A 17,442-nucleotide genomic window follows, 5' to 3' on the forward strand; every position below is an offset into this window, starting at 1 on the left:
ACCTCTAACTACAAATTAAAAACAGTATTGTGAAAGAGTTCTTTCACAATACTGTTTGATTTTTATTCTTCTTCAAGTGCGCTACAAAAACCCTTCTTTTCCCTTTTGATAATTTCCTCAGGAAGATATTTCTTTGCAATGGTGCGCAGAGGGATCTTACTTTCATCAAATGTCGTACGACTTTCCAGTGGGATCTTTGTAATATACGTTACAACATTTTTCTGCAAGTACGGCAAGATCACAAGTGTGCTAAAATGACGCGCTTTTCTTTCAAGAGGGATGAGGTGCTCTTTTTCAAGTCTCTTCCACAAACTTTGAAACGCTCGCGTCTTTTTTTGACCGTCCTCGTGTCTGCGATGCTCCCAATACCCGCCCAACAGTTCATCGATCCCATCATGTGTGATGACATTCACAAATCCATACTGGGAGATATGTTCATAGGTCAAAAATACTGCCACATCACCCAAAGAACATGGATCGTCTTTCCAGATAAAGCGCAACTGTTCCTGCGCCTTTTTGATCTCTTGTTGGTTTGGGATCAACTCGTGATGAATTGTCTTGAAACGCTGTGAAACGATACGAGCAAACTGTATGTCAGGCGTTTTTTCACTTCCTCCCGTTGTAAATGTGTGGATCGGGATATGATATCCCAATAACTCCCGCATTATCGCCAAACAAAATGACGAATCCAATCCTCCGGACAAGGTCGTACAGATTATGCCATCATTATTCCTCAAGCACTTCACCGCGCACCAAAGAATAGCCTCTGTCAAAACCTCCTCAAGCTTTCCATAGCCCCACTTTGATCTGGTGCCAACCACTGGTAATGCAATGACATCCTTCCAATCATTCACTTTCATATCCACCACCTCCGCTCTCGTAAGTTGTTAAGAAAACAGTCACGCAAGCATAATATGGATTTAGCCCCTTGTCAAACGTCAATACTTTTAGATTTATCGACACTTTGACACAAATGAAAGTGGCGCTTCTTTATAGAAAGCGCCACGACATGCTCAGTTATGTTTTACCTCGCAAATTAAAGATCTCAACGATATATAACCCATTTTCATCCGCACCCACATGCATGAGCCCATCGCCATTCTCAAAATGCAAGTCAGGCAATGATACGTATTCTTTGTCATTTTTTACCATTGCTCCTCGCATGATCTGTGAGAGATTTATGATGCTTTGTACGTTTTGATCGACCTCTAATTTGACATGATGCACATCTACGTCTTTCGCAATACCCCGAATGAGATAGCCTCGCTCGGTCACATGCCACTCTCCCGCAAGTATCTCATTGGCAATGCGCATCGCCACGCCGACCTTTTCGATCTGATCCTCAGATGATTCCAAAGGACCTTTTTCAAATTTCGTTTTGTAGCAAACGACGCTGATCATAAGATTGAATAATATTCCTCCCATATCACATCTGTTTTGCATGATATTCTCTCCTTGTATCGTTGACTATGCATTTGTGAACAATATTCGCCATTAGTAAAGAACGCCGTAATAATATGACGATGCCAATCCTCTGTCAACACAACTTGCGCCACATTCGTAAAAATTTTTATCTATCGGGCAAATCCCAGCATAAGAACACCCGCGACTGCCAATCCCGCTGATAGGATTTTCCTCATTGTGCCTTGTGTGTGTTTTAATATAAAAAATTCAAACAAAATAATTAAGAATATCTGAGAGTTATTTATCGCATCGATCCGTCCAACTTCTCCCCCAAGTCTGTAAGCGGTAAAAGTAAAAAAGTTATACAAAAAATAGCCAACACCCGAAATGAAGATCGGTTTATATGCATTCAGTTTTTTGTCCTTCAGAGAACGCACCACCCTCTTTGTTCCCAAAAGAAAACCCCACACGGCGATCATGGAGAATGTCCAGAATATATACACCAATGGATGAATATCCAGTATGATGCTTTTGTCAAAAGTATAACAAATACCAAAAATGCACCCGGCAACCAGACCATACCAGTGATTTTTTTCTAAAATGACATTTTTGTAATTTGCCATGATGATCGCCATCAGGATCAAAAAAATACCAAAGAATTTCACGACACTTGTCGATTCTGCGAAAAAAATGATACCCAGAAAAGTTGAGACAATCGCTGAAAAAGAAACAAAGATCGCGGAGATGCTGATATTTTTTACCTTGAAACTTTTTAAATAAAAGATCATCGCCACAGAAGAGATGAGCGACACTAAAAGAACTCTGGGAAAAACCGTCGGATCAAAAACAGAAAAAACCTGATCCGCGACCCCAAAGAGAAAAAGAAATGGAACTGTTATCAATGACTGCACTAAGAAAGTCAAAACGGCACTCGCTCTTTCATCAAAAGCGTTTTTTGCATTCAACAAATGCTGTTGCATCAATTCCGCCGTTGCCAAAGCAAAAATTGAAAGGATAGTAAGAATAAACCACATCATTTATCTACATTTACGAGATTTTTTCTTTAGAAAGAAAGGATTGTATATCATTGACCGTACCCATAAATTGCGCGGGGAAGATAATTGTGGAATTCTTTTCTACGCTGATCTCCGCCATGGTCTGCAAATTACGCAACTGCAATGCGATCGGATGTGCCGCCATCACATCTGCTGTCTATGCCAATTTTTGACTAGCCAAAAGTTCTCCCTCTGCCGCAATGATCTTTGCACGCTTTTCTCTTTCTGCCTCCGCTTGCTTTGCCATCGCTCGTTGCATATTTTCTGGAAGTTCAATATCTTTGATCTCTACCACAGAAACCAAGACGCCCCATGGCTCTGTGTTACTATCGAGCACGGTACTGATCTCTCTGTTGATCTCATCTCGTTCAGAGAGCACTTCATCCAATTGAAAGCGCCCTACGATATTTCGCACTGTCGTCTGCGCGATTTGATTGATCGCACTGCGCACATCTTCGATCGATACGATACTCTTTTCCGCGTCGACAATTTTATAATATGCTACTGCAGAGATGTCCACCGATACGTTATCCTTTGTAATGATCTTTTGTGGTGGGATTGGCAATGTCACTGTACGAAAATCAATTTTGCGCATCCGATCGACATATGGAATGATCCAATTAAGCCCCGGATCTCTACTGGAAATGATTTTCCCAAATCGAAAAACAACACCTTTTTCATATTGTTGCACCACACGAAATCCGGGAAGAATGAGAAAAACAAAAATCGGGAGTGCAATCGTAATAATAAAGCTCATAAATTCACATGTAAATAATTATACTTTGATTATAGCACGACTAAACAATAAATGCAGAGTTTTAAAAAATTATATTTTAAACATACCTACAAACCCCACATTTGTAACTATTTTTATAAGAGACGCCTATTAAAAACCTTTCACGTATGTGATCTCTGTCTCCCCTAAAGAAGTTTTCTGAAATGGTCCGAGATATGCTTTGGCGATCAACTTTTGTCCCGTCAATAATTGTGGAAACCACTCCTTGTCGGATGGCATCATTTCGTCAAAAGGAAGATGGTCTCTATCAAACCACGTAGGCGAAAGCATCTCTTCGGTTTCTTTTGGCTCTCCCGACCATTTGGTTGCCAAATACACATGGACTTTGCAAATAAAGATTTTTCCATCACTTTTTGTATTATGAAAATCGATGATAGCCACTTTTTCCAAAAATTTTTCTGATAACGTCAGATGTCCTTCTTCTTTTGTTTCTCTTATTACTGCTTGCAGTTCCGTCTCATGCCCATCGATACCACCACCATAACCGCTCCAACAACCCTCACCGATCTTTTTTGCCTTTCGCGCCAACAAGACTTTGTCATTCTTAACTAAATAACAAAGCACTGCATCCGTCAAAACTTTTTCTTCTTTCATGATCGTAATTTAGCCAATATACATCATTTTTATTTTTTCTTCCAATCACTGATCTCGATCTTTCCTCGCCCTTTATCCGTAATGACAAGTTTCTGATGTTCTTTCCAACCATACTTATCCACCATCTCTTTGGGGATGGTCACAGAATAACTATACGCACTGGACTTCTTAAGTTTATGGATAGATTTTTTGTCATTCATATGTTTTTTTAATTATCTTTATAGAAGCTTCTATAGAGGCCTCTATTACTATTTTATCATTTCTCTCCAATAAATCATCAATTAAATTTCTTCCAAATACCTTCAGAAACCACCTCAACCTTGCCGTCCACAACTTTGATGGCTGTGTTATCATCAATGGCATAAAAAGTTTCCGGCACTTCTTTGGATATTTTTTCCATGTTATTTAATGTTACTTCAGGGAAATATTGTGAGTTGAGATGCGGACGAACTAAAAATTCGATAAATCCAAGACCCTCATCTTTTTCATCACCCTTAAGCGGTTCAAAGTAAAATCTTTCCGCAGTGCTAAGATCCAAATTTGGGCACATCACCATACTGCCCGCGCTAATTCCGACATACACTTTTGTCTTAAGCATTTCTGGTAGTAATTCTTTTAATCCAGATTTTTCAATCCAGGACATCAAATAGTATGTGTGCCCACCTTCAAAAAGTAAAATGTCTGCAACTTGCAACCTCGGCAACCAAAGTTCTTTTGGAATAGCAGAGATATCTACGATATCAATTGAGTTAAATCCAAGGTCTTTGCAATAATTCAAATCATCAATCACCCAGTCCTTGTCGCCAATTTCCACATTGGCCGCTGTAGGAATAAATGCCAAATTCAACTCCGCAAAGGGACGTTCGGTCAGTTCCAAAAGCGCGTTGGAAATTGTTTTATTGGTCAGCCCAGCTGATGTGAGAAGTAGTTTCATTTTTTTAAATTATATATTATAGAAGCTTCTATAGAGGCTTTTATCTTTTATTATTCTAGCACTGCATATAGAGAAAAGCCAGAAAAAAGCTCACCTGTATCACTGCATAAGTAGTGGATAAATAGCTCAAATTTCTCACAAAAAAGTGACTCTTTCACGAAAGTGATCATCTAGAATTTTGTGAAGACAGACTCTCGCCTTCTTTTGTCACATGTGCACATAATTTGCTTTTTCGCACGATATTCACTATTCTGTGTACTAAGGAGATTGCGCTATCTCTCTCCTCGTTCATTGATAATACCGTGTATATACACTTCATGACATTCATAACCCAGATCGCTTAGATCATCAAAAGGAGAATTGCCCTATGACCCCATCGCCAGAGAAGATCTTTACAGCAACTGTACTATCCAATCATCCGGAAACAGAAGGTTCACATGTGCATGAATTGCAACTGCGTTTGGACAAAGATCATTTTTCGGCGACGGCAGGACAATTTATCAGTCTGGCCCCCATTGACCGAACGACAATCGCCCCGCGACCATTCACGATCGTTTCCTATCATGACACCGTACTCACACTGCTGATCAACACGATTGGCACAAACACGCGCGCATATGCATGTATGCAACCAGGAGAACAGATCAATCTCTATGGTCCTTATGGAAAAGAGATCGATCTTGGTCAAAATTGCACATCCTGCATTTTCATTGGTGGCGGGATCGGCAATGCGGCACTGGTCCAACCAATGCACAAAGCACTGGATCAGCACATGGATGTGACTGTCTACCTTGGCGCAAGAGAAGAGGGATTGATTCCCGCTCTTGCACAATTCAATAACCCTCCCATCAATCTTGAAACCATCACGGAACGCGGATCTGCGCGCACAGGCCTTGTCACGCAACTTCTGCATGACGCTCTGCGCACTGACAACGGTCGTTCAACGGTTGTTGCATGCGGTCCAAAGATCATGTTGCGAAAAGTCCACGATCTCTGCGAAATGCATGGAAATCCCTGTATCGTGATCGTGGAAGAGGTCATGGTCTGTGGCATGGGCTCGTGCAAAGAATGTGCGATCTTTGGTGGTGTTGATGGCAAGGAGGTACGCCATGTATGCGCTGACGGTCCCGCATTTGATTCCCAGTGGATCTGTTGGGATCTATTCTCACCTCGATCTACACCACGCATAGTTACGCCTCGCACAATCATTAACAAAAAGGACATCGACACACGATGTACGATTGGCAATCTCATGCTTGCGACACCATTTATGAATTGCTCCGGCACATTGGATCTTGATGCGTGCATGGACGGTAGTGTCGATCTTACAGGGTTGGGCGCATTTGTCATCAAGGGACTTTCACTTTACCCTCGATCCGGTAATCCCATGCCACGTGTGTGCGAAACACCCTCCGGCATGCTCAATTCGATCGGTTTGGAGTATATCGGCATTGATGCTTTTATCACAGATATACTACCGCGTCTGCTTACACTAAACATCCCGATCATCGCAAACATCAACGGCATTTCGATCGAGGAATACCAGGCAATGACAGAACGGCTCAATGACACAGATATTGGCGCTCTGGAAGTAAACATCTCCTGTCCGAATGTAAAAGAAGGCGGAATGATCTTTGGTGTAGATCCCCATTTTGCAGCACGTGTGACATCTGCAGTAAAAAACATTTCACGCTTTCCCACCATCGTCAAACTCACCCCAAACGACACTGATATTGCAATGATCGCACGGGCTGTAGAAGATGCTGGTGCTGATGCGATCTCAGCCATCAATACTGTACTTGGCACTGCGATTGATATATGGAATCGCAAACCCGTACTTGCCAAGGTTGTCGGCGGACTATCGGGGCCGGCAATTCGCCCCATCGCCTTGCGCTGTGTGATGAGTATTGCACAAGCCGTAAAAATCCCGATCATCGGTATGGGCGGTAATGAGAATGGGTACACGGCAGCGGAATTTATGATGGCAGGTGCGACGGCAACAGCCTTTGGCACATCAGGATTTGCCAATCGCACGATCTTTCCCCAAGCGCTTGAAAAGTTGCGAGAAGTGGCGCATTTTCACGGATATACGTCAACGTCTGAGATTGTAAAAAGTCTCAAACGTTCCTAAATGTATGATGATCTCATCATATAAAAATAGAGGCAGTCGACACCTTTGTCGCACTGTCTCTTTTATTTCTTTACTCAACACAAAGCCTTCCATGGAAGCTTCTATCCCGGATCATTAAACACTCACTCTGTAAAAAACCACTCGGCGTCCTATGCATGCCGTTGCACATGATTTGATCTTTCGTGAACCATATTTCCCTTATGCACTTTGACCTCATATGTACATCCTTCTCCACAGACGTGATCCACCGCCTTTTTGATCTGTTCATCATGATCATCATGAGATAATTCATGTAATGGCTGGACATTATCAACCCATATCACAACATGTGTTGCCTCCTGAGAAACGTCCACAACATGTGTTGTAAAAAGATCTTGCGTTTGTTTGCGCGTCATAGACTCTACAAATGCTTTGATTTCATGCTTCATAAACACGTTCTTAATAAATTATTTAACCTACATAAAAAATCACAATGCACCGGATTGCATTAGTAGTACATAAAAAAACATTTTTTATTTCATGATCACTATGATACATAAAAATAGAAGATTCCCCAGAGATCTCCAACCAGTTTTCATCACACTCTGCTGAGCATGATCAATTCCTTGAGTCTTTCATCCATATCTTCACTAATATCCAAATGTTTGGGAAGAATACTCTCATATTTTATATCTTCACTCCCAAAAGGCAGGACGAGAATATTGCCACTTTTTGGATCTATCCCAAAAGAAACTTTCATGCCCTCCTGTTTGAATCTTTCTATCAATTCATCTATCAGCGTAACAAATCCTGGAAATTCCTCTTCCTCTGCTTTTAATTTTGCATAACTATGTGAATTGATTCCGGGAAAAGGAAACCTTTCACCACTTTCACTGCATTCTTTTGTCAAAGCGATGCGTCTTTCTCTCCTCTGTATTTTTTCAATGTCCAAATTTCTTTTTTCTTGTTCCTGCGCTCCGCCAATATTTACGCTTGGGATTTCGTAATTTACCATAATTATGTGTTTAAAAAATAGCGATTCTCATACCAATATTACTATAGATAAAAAATAGAAGCCAATCTCATGTTCTGAGATTGGCTTCTGACCGGGATGATCGTATTATTTTTTCTCCAACCAGTTGGAGATTGCCGTATCGTAGGCGGCGGTGAGGGCAAACACTTTCTTCATAAGCATGAAGCGCGTTTCCGGGTTGGTATTGCCCGTTGCCCAGATCTCCTCCAGCACTTGTGGATAATCTGCCGGGTCGACAATGACCGTTACATCATGCCAATTTTTTGCCGCTGCACGCAGAAGCGTCGGTCCACCGATGTCGATGTTTTCGATGGCATCCTCCAATGAGCAGTCCGGGTTGGCAACAGTTTTTTCAAACGCATACAGATTGACTGCAACGAGATCGATGGGTTTTATGCCATGCTTCTCGCACGTCAATTGGTGCTCCGGATTATCTCGCTGATGCAAGATGCCACCGTGGACCATGGGGTGAAGCGTCTTGACCCGTCCGTCAAGCATCTCGGGAAATCCGGTGAAATCAGAAACATCGATGACGTCTATACCGAAATCCCGCAATTTTTTTGCAGTACCACCAGTCGACAAGATCTCGATGTCCACTTTTGCCAACTCCGCGGCAAATCCTTCAATCCATGTCTTATCTGTCAGGCTAATCAGTGCACGATCAATTTTTCGTTCCATTACATTCTCCTTTCTCTTTGTCCCTGATGACAAAAAGATCTGTGATTTTTTGACGCGATCAGGCGCGTACGAAGACATGCTTCAGAAACCTTGCCGGCGGACCGATCTCGTCTGAAACTTTTTTTAACAACTTTTCGGCAAATGTGTTACCGCTGATTTCCAGGATTTTATGAATCTCGGATGTGAATGATGAGATGTTAAATGTATACATACCCGAAACAAGCGCCACACCCTCATCCTCAAGCGCTCGCAATCCGGATGCTGCAATCCCCCATCGTACACCATGAATATTTAGTACGATGCCGCCACCGTACTTTTTATTTTCATCATCGCGCGTCTGGAACGAGCTGAGATGCCCATTGGCAAATGTTCTGCCGATCTTTTCCGGCGCAAGACCAAAACAACCCGTAAAAAACACATCGTCTGGAAAACTGTAGCCGATCTTACTCACCAAGCATGGCACTGGCATCTCTTCATGTTGCAATGCCAGCACTAAAGCCAGACGGTCCGGCACTTCAAGAATTTTCGCCTCTAGTGCGATGTCAAAGATCGTATGTGCCACCTTCATGATTCTCATATGAAGCGCCAGGCTATCAGTGTGAAAATTCGTGCATGGAAAATTGTGAAAATGATCCATTTTTTCTTCCTCCTCAATCTAAGTTTTTGCGATAAATTCGCATTTAACCTACGTTTTTTGACAAAAACTACCTGAATATTTTATTAACGAACGACGAGGAATAATAACAAATGTTATCCAATCCGTCAAGCATCGTTCAAAATAATGCTCCTCTACATTTAAACAAAAGACCCAAAAGAATATTCATAAACTTTTGGGTCTTTTTTTATCTCATCAAATACAGCTCAATGACTCTCCGCTGTCCTACAGCTCTACAAAGCAAAAATGATGTTTAATGGATCGGGATCACATTTTTCGTATATGTGTTATTGCCTTCATCGCTTTCATCGACATCCGTATCAGAATCTACGACTGCTTTTGTCGTATAGTCTGCCCAGCCACCATATGTATAGTCACACTCTACCGTCTCACTGTCACCAGCCTTGAGAATATCAATTTTTTCGCGACATGCCCTACTACCTGTCACTGTCCCCCACCATTCCCAATAGAAATCCTCTGCATCGGTTTCCCCTTTGTTCTTGATCTTTATTCTTACCGTGAATTCCTCCCCCGAAACCGGATCATGATTAAAATCATAGTCACTGACATAGAGATCGGCTTTTTCTGCCACGTTAATTTTCTTTGTGCTCACGTTATTGTTTTCATCACTTTCATTAACATCATCTTTTGAGTCAACGATGAATTTCGTAGAATATTCGTCCGTTTCATCATACGTATATTCACACTCAATAAGCTTCGTCCCGCCGACAGCTAAACTGTCTATATCACCCTTACAATCACGACCGGAACTTGTCGGCCACCATTCCCAACTGAAACCTCCTGCGGCAATCGTGCCTTTGTTTCCCACAACGATCTTTGCCGTAAATTCATCACCGATCCGCGGAGTTTCACCGAGATCATAACTTTTCACATAGAGATCCGGTTTTTTTACCACATTCGTCACGGTTTCATCTGAATTTGCAGGTTCGCTCACAGAGGGCACGCTTGGCGGCTTTACATTTGTGTCGACAGCATCCTCACTGGTTGTTGTCGTCTTTTGTGCTTCCTCTTCAATCGCACGATCATTATCCGATTTTTTCAACGCATAAACAACAAAAAATCCAACCAATACCAAAACTAAGACACCTAGGAGAATCATTACTGCCCACTGAAACGGAGTAAACTTTTTTGTCGGCTGTTCGTCCGAAACGTGTTCGGATTCCTCCCCCGACATTGATTCGTTTTCTTCTACTGGCGTTGGTTCGTTTTCCATAGATTTATGGTTAATTTTTATACCTTTTCATTTAATAACATTATACCATAAAAAATGTAGAAAAATAATATTCATTGATGTAAATATTCACCTTTATCCCATAAAAAGAAGATGCTCCGTGGGAGAAAATAATAATTATTTTAAAATCGCTTCAATTAACTCTGGAAATTCAATCGTCCCCATATCTCCCATCGTATAATGTCCGCGTCCTTTCAGAACAATAACTTCACCGCCCAATGCTTCGTGATAAATTTCAAGACTTTTCTTGCCATTATCCTCCTCATCATCCGCCGTGAACATTACAATTTTTTGAATCCTATCTTTGATCGTTTCGTCAATCGGATAGATATAGAATTTTTTTCTATCCTCATCATCCCCATCACTCTCATCAGGTATTTTCCAAGGAGCCACCAATATCAACTTTGCCACCTTTTGTTTTGTTTCCCCTAACCAGCGGGCTAAAAAAGCACAACCACAACTGTGTCCAATTAGGACAGCATCTTCAGTGACTTCATATTTTTCAAATTCTGTCTTGAATTTTTCGTAATTTGGATACCACGGTTCTGGCATAAGTGGGGTTTCAACTTTTATACCTTTTTCAGTCAGTTTTTCTTTTATCCAAGGAATCCAGTGCTTATCATAAGTCCTCGTTTCAGAATTCATTGTCTTTTCTACATCAGACGGGCAGCCGTGAATGATTATACATTCCATAATTATTGCAAAAAATTAGTTAAATTTTTTTCCAGCATTAAATTTTTACCCTTAAAACCTCCTCAGATCTCCGCTTTGACTTTTTGAATTTCCCCAACTGTTTCCAAATGAAAATAACCGCTTTTTCAAAAACATCTGTTTTTTCATTTACAATCTCGCAAGATTTTTCCAAAGCTTCTTTGATTCAAAAGTCATTATAATAGTAAAATTTTATGCCTTAAATGTAACATTTGTGTTACAATCGATCAACTAAAACACTGATTTTTTCATTCCTATTGCAAAAATTTATGAATCATTATATAAAAAGGGGCTCGTTTTTTTACGAGCCCCTTGAGATCAATATCAATAAAATTTGTCACTACGGAATTACTGCGGACCACTCCTCCTATTCTTGATCGGTTTTTTCTTTTTCTGTAGCATGAGCCTCTGCTTCAAGTTGCTTGGAAGTAATGCCCAGTGCATTGAGACCGGCCTCCATCATAGTGCCGGGAACCATTGCCTTAAGGGCATCCAAACCCTTGTGCCCCAGCAGAAATCCCAGAGCTCCACCGGCCTTTGGCAGATTTTCCGCCAACGCCGTAGCCAACTCTTTGTTTCCGAGAGCTTCCAGAGCTTCCACCAAACGTGGTTGAATGGCCTTAAGTCGGGATACATCAGCTGCAGCCGTTGCCTCAATAATGGCCTCTTCAATGTCAGCCAGGGATTGACGAAACTCAACCAGCTTCTGACGTCTTGTTGCAATCAGATTGATATCCTGATTATCGTCAGCAAAACTACGTTTGCGCAAGGCATCGGCCTTAGCATTAGCCAGATTTTCCTCAACCTGAGCCAAAGTACATGCAAAGTTCTTCTCTTCCAGCTTAATGACTGAAGTTAAAGAATTCTGCAGCTTGATTACCATATGCTGTTGGCGCGCTTGAATTGACTCAACATTTCGCTTACGCCTGGCACTGATGATATCCAATGCATCGCTGGACTTTTGTATGCCTTCCAGCAATTCTTTTGCATTGAGTTTTACTCTTTCCTTGGCTGTAGTGATTTGACTCTCAACAATCTCCCGATTGCATTGCCGTAAAGCATCGGCGATATCATCATCCGGAATTTCATATGAAATCACCTCAACCTCATTGACCAACATGTTATTTTCCTTGAACAGCAGTCCAGCACGATGACCTTCGCCATCAGGTTTTTTGCCCAAGATAACATCTCGCACAAAATCAGAGATCCTAGGATAAAGATCCTGCAGAGATACCGTTCGTGATGCAGCCTTGAGCCGGCTACGTACCTGGGAACAGAGGAGGCCTATCGGATCTTTGTAATTGAACCAGGCCACCCGCTCTTTATCCGAATCACCAACGAAACTGACACCGAAATTTAACCGCAGATCGATCGTCACAAAATCTGATGTTTCAAGATGGATCTCATCACTGATGCGGTTACCGGAGATACGCAGAAAGCATGTTTCCAAAGTTCGAACATCACTCTTCGGAGTATCCATAGAAAGTTTTAAGATTTCAAAAACTTCCTCATAATTGAGAAGTGCTACCTTGGGACCCACGACTACCTCACGCCGATCTTTTCCAATGATCAGTGCTGCTTCATTATTTTGAACAGGTATGGAGAGCGCCCAAGGTGTCTCAACCATCATATCAGATACTTCTCGCACCATTTTGTGCGGTTCCCCATGTCCAACCATGAGATTCCACAAATGAGCAGGCACTTTACGCTTGACATGCTTACTCTTTCTGGGATCAAGAAGTAGCTTCGCCTCACCTTTGATTGTGGGAATATTACCAGTGTTGACATCAGCTACATATATACCACTTTTTTGATCGACACCGATGGCTTTGATATATACATCCGTATGATCATTCCCGATGTGGGGCTTTCTGGTCTCTGGATTGATAACCTCAAAAGACTTGGACGGCACGACGAATGTGTCGAAGCCGGCCACAAAAATTTCATCGCCCTTTGAGTACTCATTTTTCTCGAAAACATCCTTGGGACAACTCGGTATTTGCCTCTCGATCTCGGCTTTGGACAACCCATCGATCAAAACGCGCAACAAAATTCCACGATCTTGACGGATATGATACGCTTCGTACAAACCATCACTCGTTCCTTCGGTGCGGAATCGATCATACGGTCCAGGAAAAACACGGCCAGAGCCTTTGTAGGATTGGGGAATTCCTTCGGGATCAACCAATACGCAGAACTGGGTCGGTCCGGGAACCTTTGCTTTCCGCACATACGGGTCGTCGGAAGGTTTTTTGCCCTCAGTTTTCACGAAAACGTCAGCGGGTCTAACCAACCATGTTCCAATTTTATCAAAATCATCCGGATCCATGTGATTGATCGCTTCTTTGAGTGCCTTGTGTTCACTCATGTCATTTTCATCCCGAAAACGATTTGCCAATCTTTCGGTATTATAAGCACGTGTCTCATGCACACCAGCTTCTTGGCATACAGCCGAAAAACATGAGGCGGTAATTTTCCCGTTACTGATTGCCTCATCAATTTTGGCAAGAACTTGACGAGAATCCATCTTCAGCCTGGAAACATCAATCTGAGAAAGTGCATCTTTTGATGTTTCAACTGAACGCATTTCGGAAACCAACTCAATGCCAGTAGGCGGAATGTACGTCGGAGTCACTGACCCCGGAATAACAATCCGTTGACCAATCTTGTAGGTGATTTCCTCTACCATGTCCGTTTCAGTTTTTGGAATACTGGGAGATGATGATCCTTCGCTAACACTTGCTTGTTCAGCGTTCTCTCCTGACTCTTCGCCCGTTTTAAGTGGCTCAACATCCTTCGCTACGGTTGCCTGATCGACAACGGCTTTAACGATGCGAGCGCACGACTCGGTGATAGAATAATACGGAGCGGACTTATCAACTTCACCGACGACCTCAACGATGAGGTAATCATCACTGGAAAGACGGTGAATCTCTCGCTCCTCTTTACTTTGTCCGGGCCAGATAGGAAAATTACCATGAGTAATCACCCTCTTGATCCCGAACGAGAGGTCGGGAATCTCATTTTCACCCGGTTTCCACGGTCCATTAGGATAGTCCGTTTTAGCCGTCTCAGACGGGTTTGTGATGACCACATACTTTCCGTATGGGACGATAACAAAAGGTTGAATAGCCTTTGACGCCTCATCTGCCGGAATAACCTTGGTTGGATCGGCAGGGTCGGGCATTAAACCGACATCATCGCCAGTTGTGACCAGGGCCGCCGGACCGATCAAACATTTGGTCTTACCATCTTTTTCGTTCATCACCCAAATACATTCCCGTACCATCAATGATTTACGTTTGGTTTCTGCCATAACTTCCTCCAATAATGGATTTTCATTTTACCTACGTTTAACAACATCAACACGCAACTCACTCTACCTCTCACAATCTTTTTTCTTTTTTTAATCCACAAAATCTATTGTTAAATTACCTTCTAGACACGAAATGCCTAGACTAATTAGTAAAGCATACAATGTGGAGAAATGTCAAGGGTGTGTGGTAATATCCACATACATATGGCGGTTTTTTTAAGATAGGTATATCTATGTTACTGAATCATAAAAAGTAAATCTTTTTTAATAACAAAAAAACCGTAGTTCAAAAACTACAGTACGTTTGTCTAGCAAAGATTCCTGCCTACGCAGGAATGACAATTTTTTCACAAACTTTTGCGGTTAGTCCTATTCCATAAATTGAGTCACGAATGTACATTATAAAAGATGTACAAACGACCATTATGGGTTTAAGAATTTGAGATGACTCTCAACTCTTTTCACCTTTACTCCCTAGAAAGGAGGTGATCCATCCACAGCTTCCGCTACGGATGCCTTGTTACGACTTCACCCTTATTACCGATCCTACCGTAATTCCCGCTTTGACACGGGACCTTCGGGTATTATCAGCTCTCTTGGTGTGACGGGCGGTGAGTACAAGATCCGAGAACGTATTCACCGTGACATTCTGATTCACGATTACTAGTGATTCCAGCTTCATGGAGTCGAGTTGCAGACTCCAATCCGAACTGAGACTGGGTTTTTGAGATTGGCTCCACCTCGCGGTTTGGCAACCCTTTATCCCAGCCATTGTAGCACGTGTGTTGCCCAGGGCGTCAAGGGACATGCTGATCTGACGTCATCCTCTCCTTCCTCCCAGACTTTTATTCGCAAGCGAACAGATTTGTAGATCAGTAGAACGGTAGATTTGTAGAAAAGTCTACATATCCACATGTCTACCAGTCTAAATTTCTGCGCTTGTGCGCAAAAGTCTGGGCAGTCTCGCGTGACACATATAACACGCGACAAGGGTTGCGCTCGTTTCCCTACTTAAAGGAACACCTTACGGCACGAGCTGACGACGACCATGCATCACCTGCTTAGCACCCTCGAAGGCTACTATATTTCTATAGTATGCAGCTAAGTTTCTAGCCCTGGTGAGGTTTCTCGCTTATTGTCGAATTAAACCACATGCTCCACCACTTGTGCGGATCCCCGTCTATTCCTTTGAGTTTTAAGCTTGCGCTCGTACTTCCCAGGCGGCATACTTAACGCGTTAGCTAAGACACACAGAGGGTCGATACTCCATATGCCGAGTATGCAGCGTTTACGGCGTGGACTACTGGGGTATCTAATCCCATTCGCTACCCACGCTTTCGTATCTCAGCGTCAGAAAAGTGCCAATAACCTGCCTTCGCCTTTGGTGTTCCCCATGATATCAACGCATTTCACTACTACACCATGAGTTCCAGTTATCTCTCACTTTCTCTAGATGTGCCGTTTCGTGAGCGGTTCTCGAGTTGAGCTCGAGAATTTGACCCACGACTAACACACCCGCCTACATACGCTTTACGCCCAATAAATCCGGATAACGCTTGAGGTCTCTGTATTACCGCTACTGCTGGCACAGAGTTAGTAACCTCTTATTCATTAGGTACGCTCAGTACATTGATCCCTAATAAAAGCGATTTACGACCCTAAGGCCTTCATCTCGCACGCGGTGTCGCTCCATCAGACTTTCGTCCATTGTGGAATATACGCGACTGCAGCCACCCGTAGGTGTTTGGCCAGTGTCTCAGTGCCAATGCTGGGGGTCATGCTCTCACACCCCCTACCCGTCATAGCCTTGGTGAGCTATTACCTCACCAACAAGCTGATAGGACGCAGGCTCCTCTCAAAGCGATAAATCTTTACTCCGGAGAGCTTATCGTGTATTATCCATCCTTTCGAATGATTATCCACGACTTTGAGGCAGATTCCTACGTGTTACTAGCCCGTTTGCCATGCCACACCATTCAACTTTCATTTACCGACTTTTGAATTCTCTTTCTTAGCTGAGCGTATGCTTTACTTCTCAATTTCAGGCTTCTCTCCCTGTGTTGAGCTTCTTCTTTTGACGCGTACGCTTCATAATATACAAGCTCCCAAGGAACTCCTCTGCTTGTATAATTTGACTTGCCAGAATTATGATCTTTCATTCTCTGTCGTAAATCTTCAGTATATCCAGTATATACTTTGTGAAGTTTTTTACTTTTAATTAGATAAACATAATACATATATGCCTATTCTAACATAAAAGCTGAATGGTGTGGCATTCGACTTGCATGCCTTATCCACACCGCCAGCGTTCATCCTGAGCCAGGATCAAACTCTCAATATAAACATGACTTTGATTTCACTGTAGGTGTATGAATCACCACGCTACAGAAATTTCCGAAGAAATTCTCAAATGAGTTTGAACCATCTAGTCCGAAAACTAGATTTCTTTTAGACTCAATTTATAGATCAGGACACTATAATAAATTATAGTGACATTTTTAGGACTAACCACAAAAAATTGTGATTTAGTATATTTGCTAGTTGTCATCAAATACTGTTACTCGAGTATTTGATGATCGTCTTATTCTATTTTTAAAGTCCACGTTTTCCTTTACAGAAAGAAAAACACATCTCTAACAACTTTATCATATGATGAAAATTTTGTCCAGAGATGTATCATTCTTTCACTCTCGTGAATGCAGTCAACGATACCCGTATTCATTTCTTAACACTAAAGTCAATTATACATGCATCAAAAATCTTGTCAACCCCGGTTAAATTGAGCACCATTTAACGGGGTCAACCCCGGTTAAATAATAAGGAATTAAAAATGAAGAATCAATAAAAAAATCGGCTTTCCTATTATAGAAAAGCCGACTATGTGATGATGCGTAGTAATACAAC

The 17,442-nt window shown here is 42.1% G+C and carries 15 protein-coding genes, 1 rRNA gene and 1 pseudogene; 1 reads left to right on the forward strand and 16 read right to left on the reverse strand.

The window, feature by feature from the left end; all coding sequences use genetic code 11:
- Positions 1-62 precede the first annotated feature (62 nt).
- The 8 genes from WC819_01435 to WC819_01470 all read right to left on the reverse strand — a co-directional run bounded on the left by WC819_01435 (position 63) and on the right by WC819_01470 (position 4,783).
- The gene (locus WC819_01435; protein ID MFA5985994.1) at positions 63-860 is read right to left on the reverse strand and encodes an asparagine synthase C-terminal domain-containing protein; all 798 of its coding nucleotides are present in this window, start codon (positions 858-860) and stop codon (positions 63-65) included.
- Between the two features lie 157 nt (positions 861-1,017).
- The gene (locus WC819_01440) at positions 1,018-1,443 is read right to left on the reverse strand and encodes a hypothetical protein (protein ID MFA5985995.1); all 426 of its coding nucleotides are present in this window, start codon (positions 1,441-1,443) and stop codon (positions 1,018-1,020) included.
- A gap of 131 nt (positions 1,444-1,574) precedes the next feature.
- Complete coding sequence (locus tag WC819_01445; protein MFA5985996.1) at positions 1,575-2,441, reverse strand: EamA family transporter; 867 nt, start codon at positions 2,439-2,441, stop codon at positions 1,575-1,577.
- 10 nt (positions 2,442-2,451) lie between these two features.
- Complete coding sequence (locus WC819_01450; protein ID MFA5985997.1) at positions 2,452-2,607, reverse strand: hypothetical protein; 156 nt, start codon at positions 2,605-2,607, stop codon at positions 2,452-2,454.
- A 9-nt stretch (positions 2,608-2,616) separates the two neighbouring features.
- Positions 2,617-3,216 (reverse strand): slipin family protein, encoded by a 600-nt coding sequence (locus WC819_01455; protein ID MFA5985998.1) that lies wholly within the window; start codon positions 3,214-3,216, stop codon positions 2,617-2,619.
- A 129-nt stretch (positions 3,217-3,345) separates the two neighbouring features.
- Complete coding sequence (locus WC819_01460) at positions 3,346-3,849, reverse strand: NUDIX domain-containing protein (protein ID MFA5985999.1); 504 nt, start codon at positions 3,847-3,849, stop codon at positions 3,346-3,348.
- A 29-nt stretch (positions 3,850-3,878) separates the two neighbouring features.
- On the reverse strand, positions 3,879-4,049 hold the full coding sequence (locus WC819_01465) for an AbrB/MazE/SpoVT family DNA-binding domain-containing protein (GenBank protein ID MFA5986000.1): 171 nt from the start codon (positions 4,047-4,049) through the stop codon (positions 3,879-3,881).
- Between the two features lie 77 nt (positions 4,050-4,126).
- Entirely contained in the window at positions 4,127-4,783 is a 657-nt protein-coding gene (locus tag WC819_01470; GenBank protein MFA5986001.1) for a Type 1 glutamine amidotransferase-like domain-containing protein, read from the reverse strand.
- Between the two features lie 367 nt (positions 4,784-5,150).
- Here WC819_01470 and WC819_01475 point away from each other — a divergent pair, with 367 nt between their 5' ends.
- Complete coding sequence (locus WC819_01475; protein ID MFA5986002.1) at positions 5,151-6,914, forward strand: dihydroorotate dehydrogenase; 1,764 nt, start codon at positions 5,151-5,153, stop codon at positions 6,912-6,914.
- 149 nt (positions 6,915-7,063) lie between these two features.
- Here WC819_01475 and WC819_01480 read toward each other — a convergent pair whose 3' ends face one another.
- The 8 genes and pseudogenes from WC819_01480 to WC819_01515 all read right to left on the reverse strand — a co-directional run bounded on the left by WC819_01480 (position 7,064) and on the right by WC819_01515 (position 16,879).
- On the reverse strand, positions 7,064-7,342 hold the full coding sequence (locus WC819_01480) for a hypothetical protein (protein ID MFA5986003.1): 279 nt from the start codon (positions 7,340-7,342) through the stop codon (positions 7,064-7,066).
- 149 nt (positions 7,343-7,491) lie between these two features.
- Complete coding sequence (locus WC819_01485; GenBank protein ID MFA5986004.1) at positions 7,492-7,908, reverse strand: hypothetical protein; 417 nt, start codon at positions 7,906-7,908, stop codon at positions 7,492-7,494.
- A 117-nt stretch (positions 7,909-8,025) separates the two neighbouring features.
- Positions 8,026-8,604, reverse strand: a pseudogene (locus tag WC819_01490) (IMP cyclohydrolase).
- A gap of 58 nt (positions 8,605-8,662) precedes the next feature.
- The gene (locus WC819_01495) at positions 8,663-9,181 is read right to left on the reverse strand and encodes a hypothetical protein (protein MFA5986005.1); all 519 of its coding nucleotides are present in this window, start codon (positions 9,179-9,181) and stop codon (positions 8,663-8,665) included.
- Positions 9,182-9,512: 331 nt separating this feature from the next.
- Positions 9,513-10,493: a CARDB domain-containing protein gene (locus WC819_01500; GenBank protein ID MFA5986006.1), complete on the reverse strand. Its 981-nt coding sequence runs from the start codon at positions 10,491-10,493 to the stop codon at positions 9,513-9,515.
- A gap of 135 nt (positions 10,494-10,628) precedes the next feature.
- Positions 10,629-11,204, reverse strand: coding sequence for an alpha/beta hydrolase (locus WC819_01505; protein MFA5986007.1), 576 nt, complete (start codon positions 11,202-11,204; stop codon positions 10,629-10,631).
- 385 nt (positions 11,205-11,589) lie between these two features.
- On the reverse strand, positions 11,590-14,538 hold the full coding sequence (locus WC819_01510; GenBank protein MFA5986008.1) for a hypothetical protein: 2,949 nt from the start codon (positions 14,536-14,538) through the stop codon (positions 11,590-11,592).
- Between the two features lie 478 nt (positions 14,539-15,016).
- A 16S ribosomal RNA gene (locus WC819_01515) occupies positions 15,017-16,879 on the reverse strand.
- Positions 16,880-17,442: the final 563 nt, after the last annotated feature.

Source organism: Parcubacteria group bacterium, from assembly GCA_041660065.1.
Classification (GTDB): Bacteria; Patescibacteriota; Minisyncoccia; order Moranbacterales.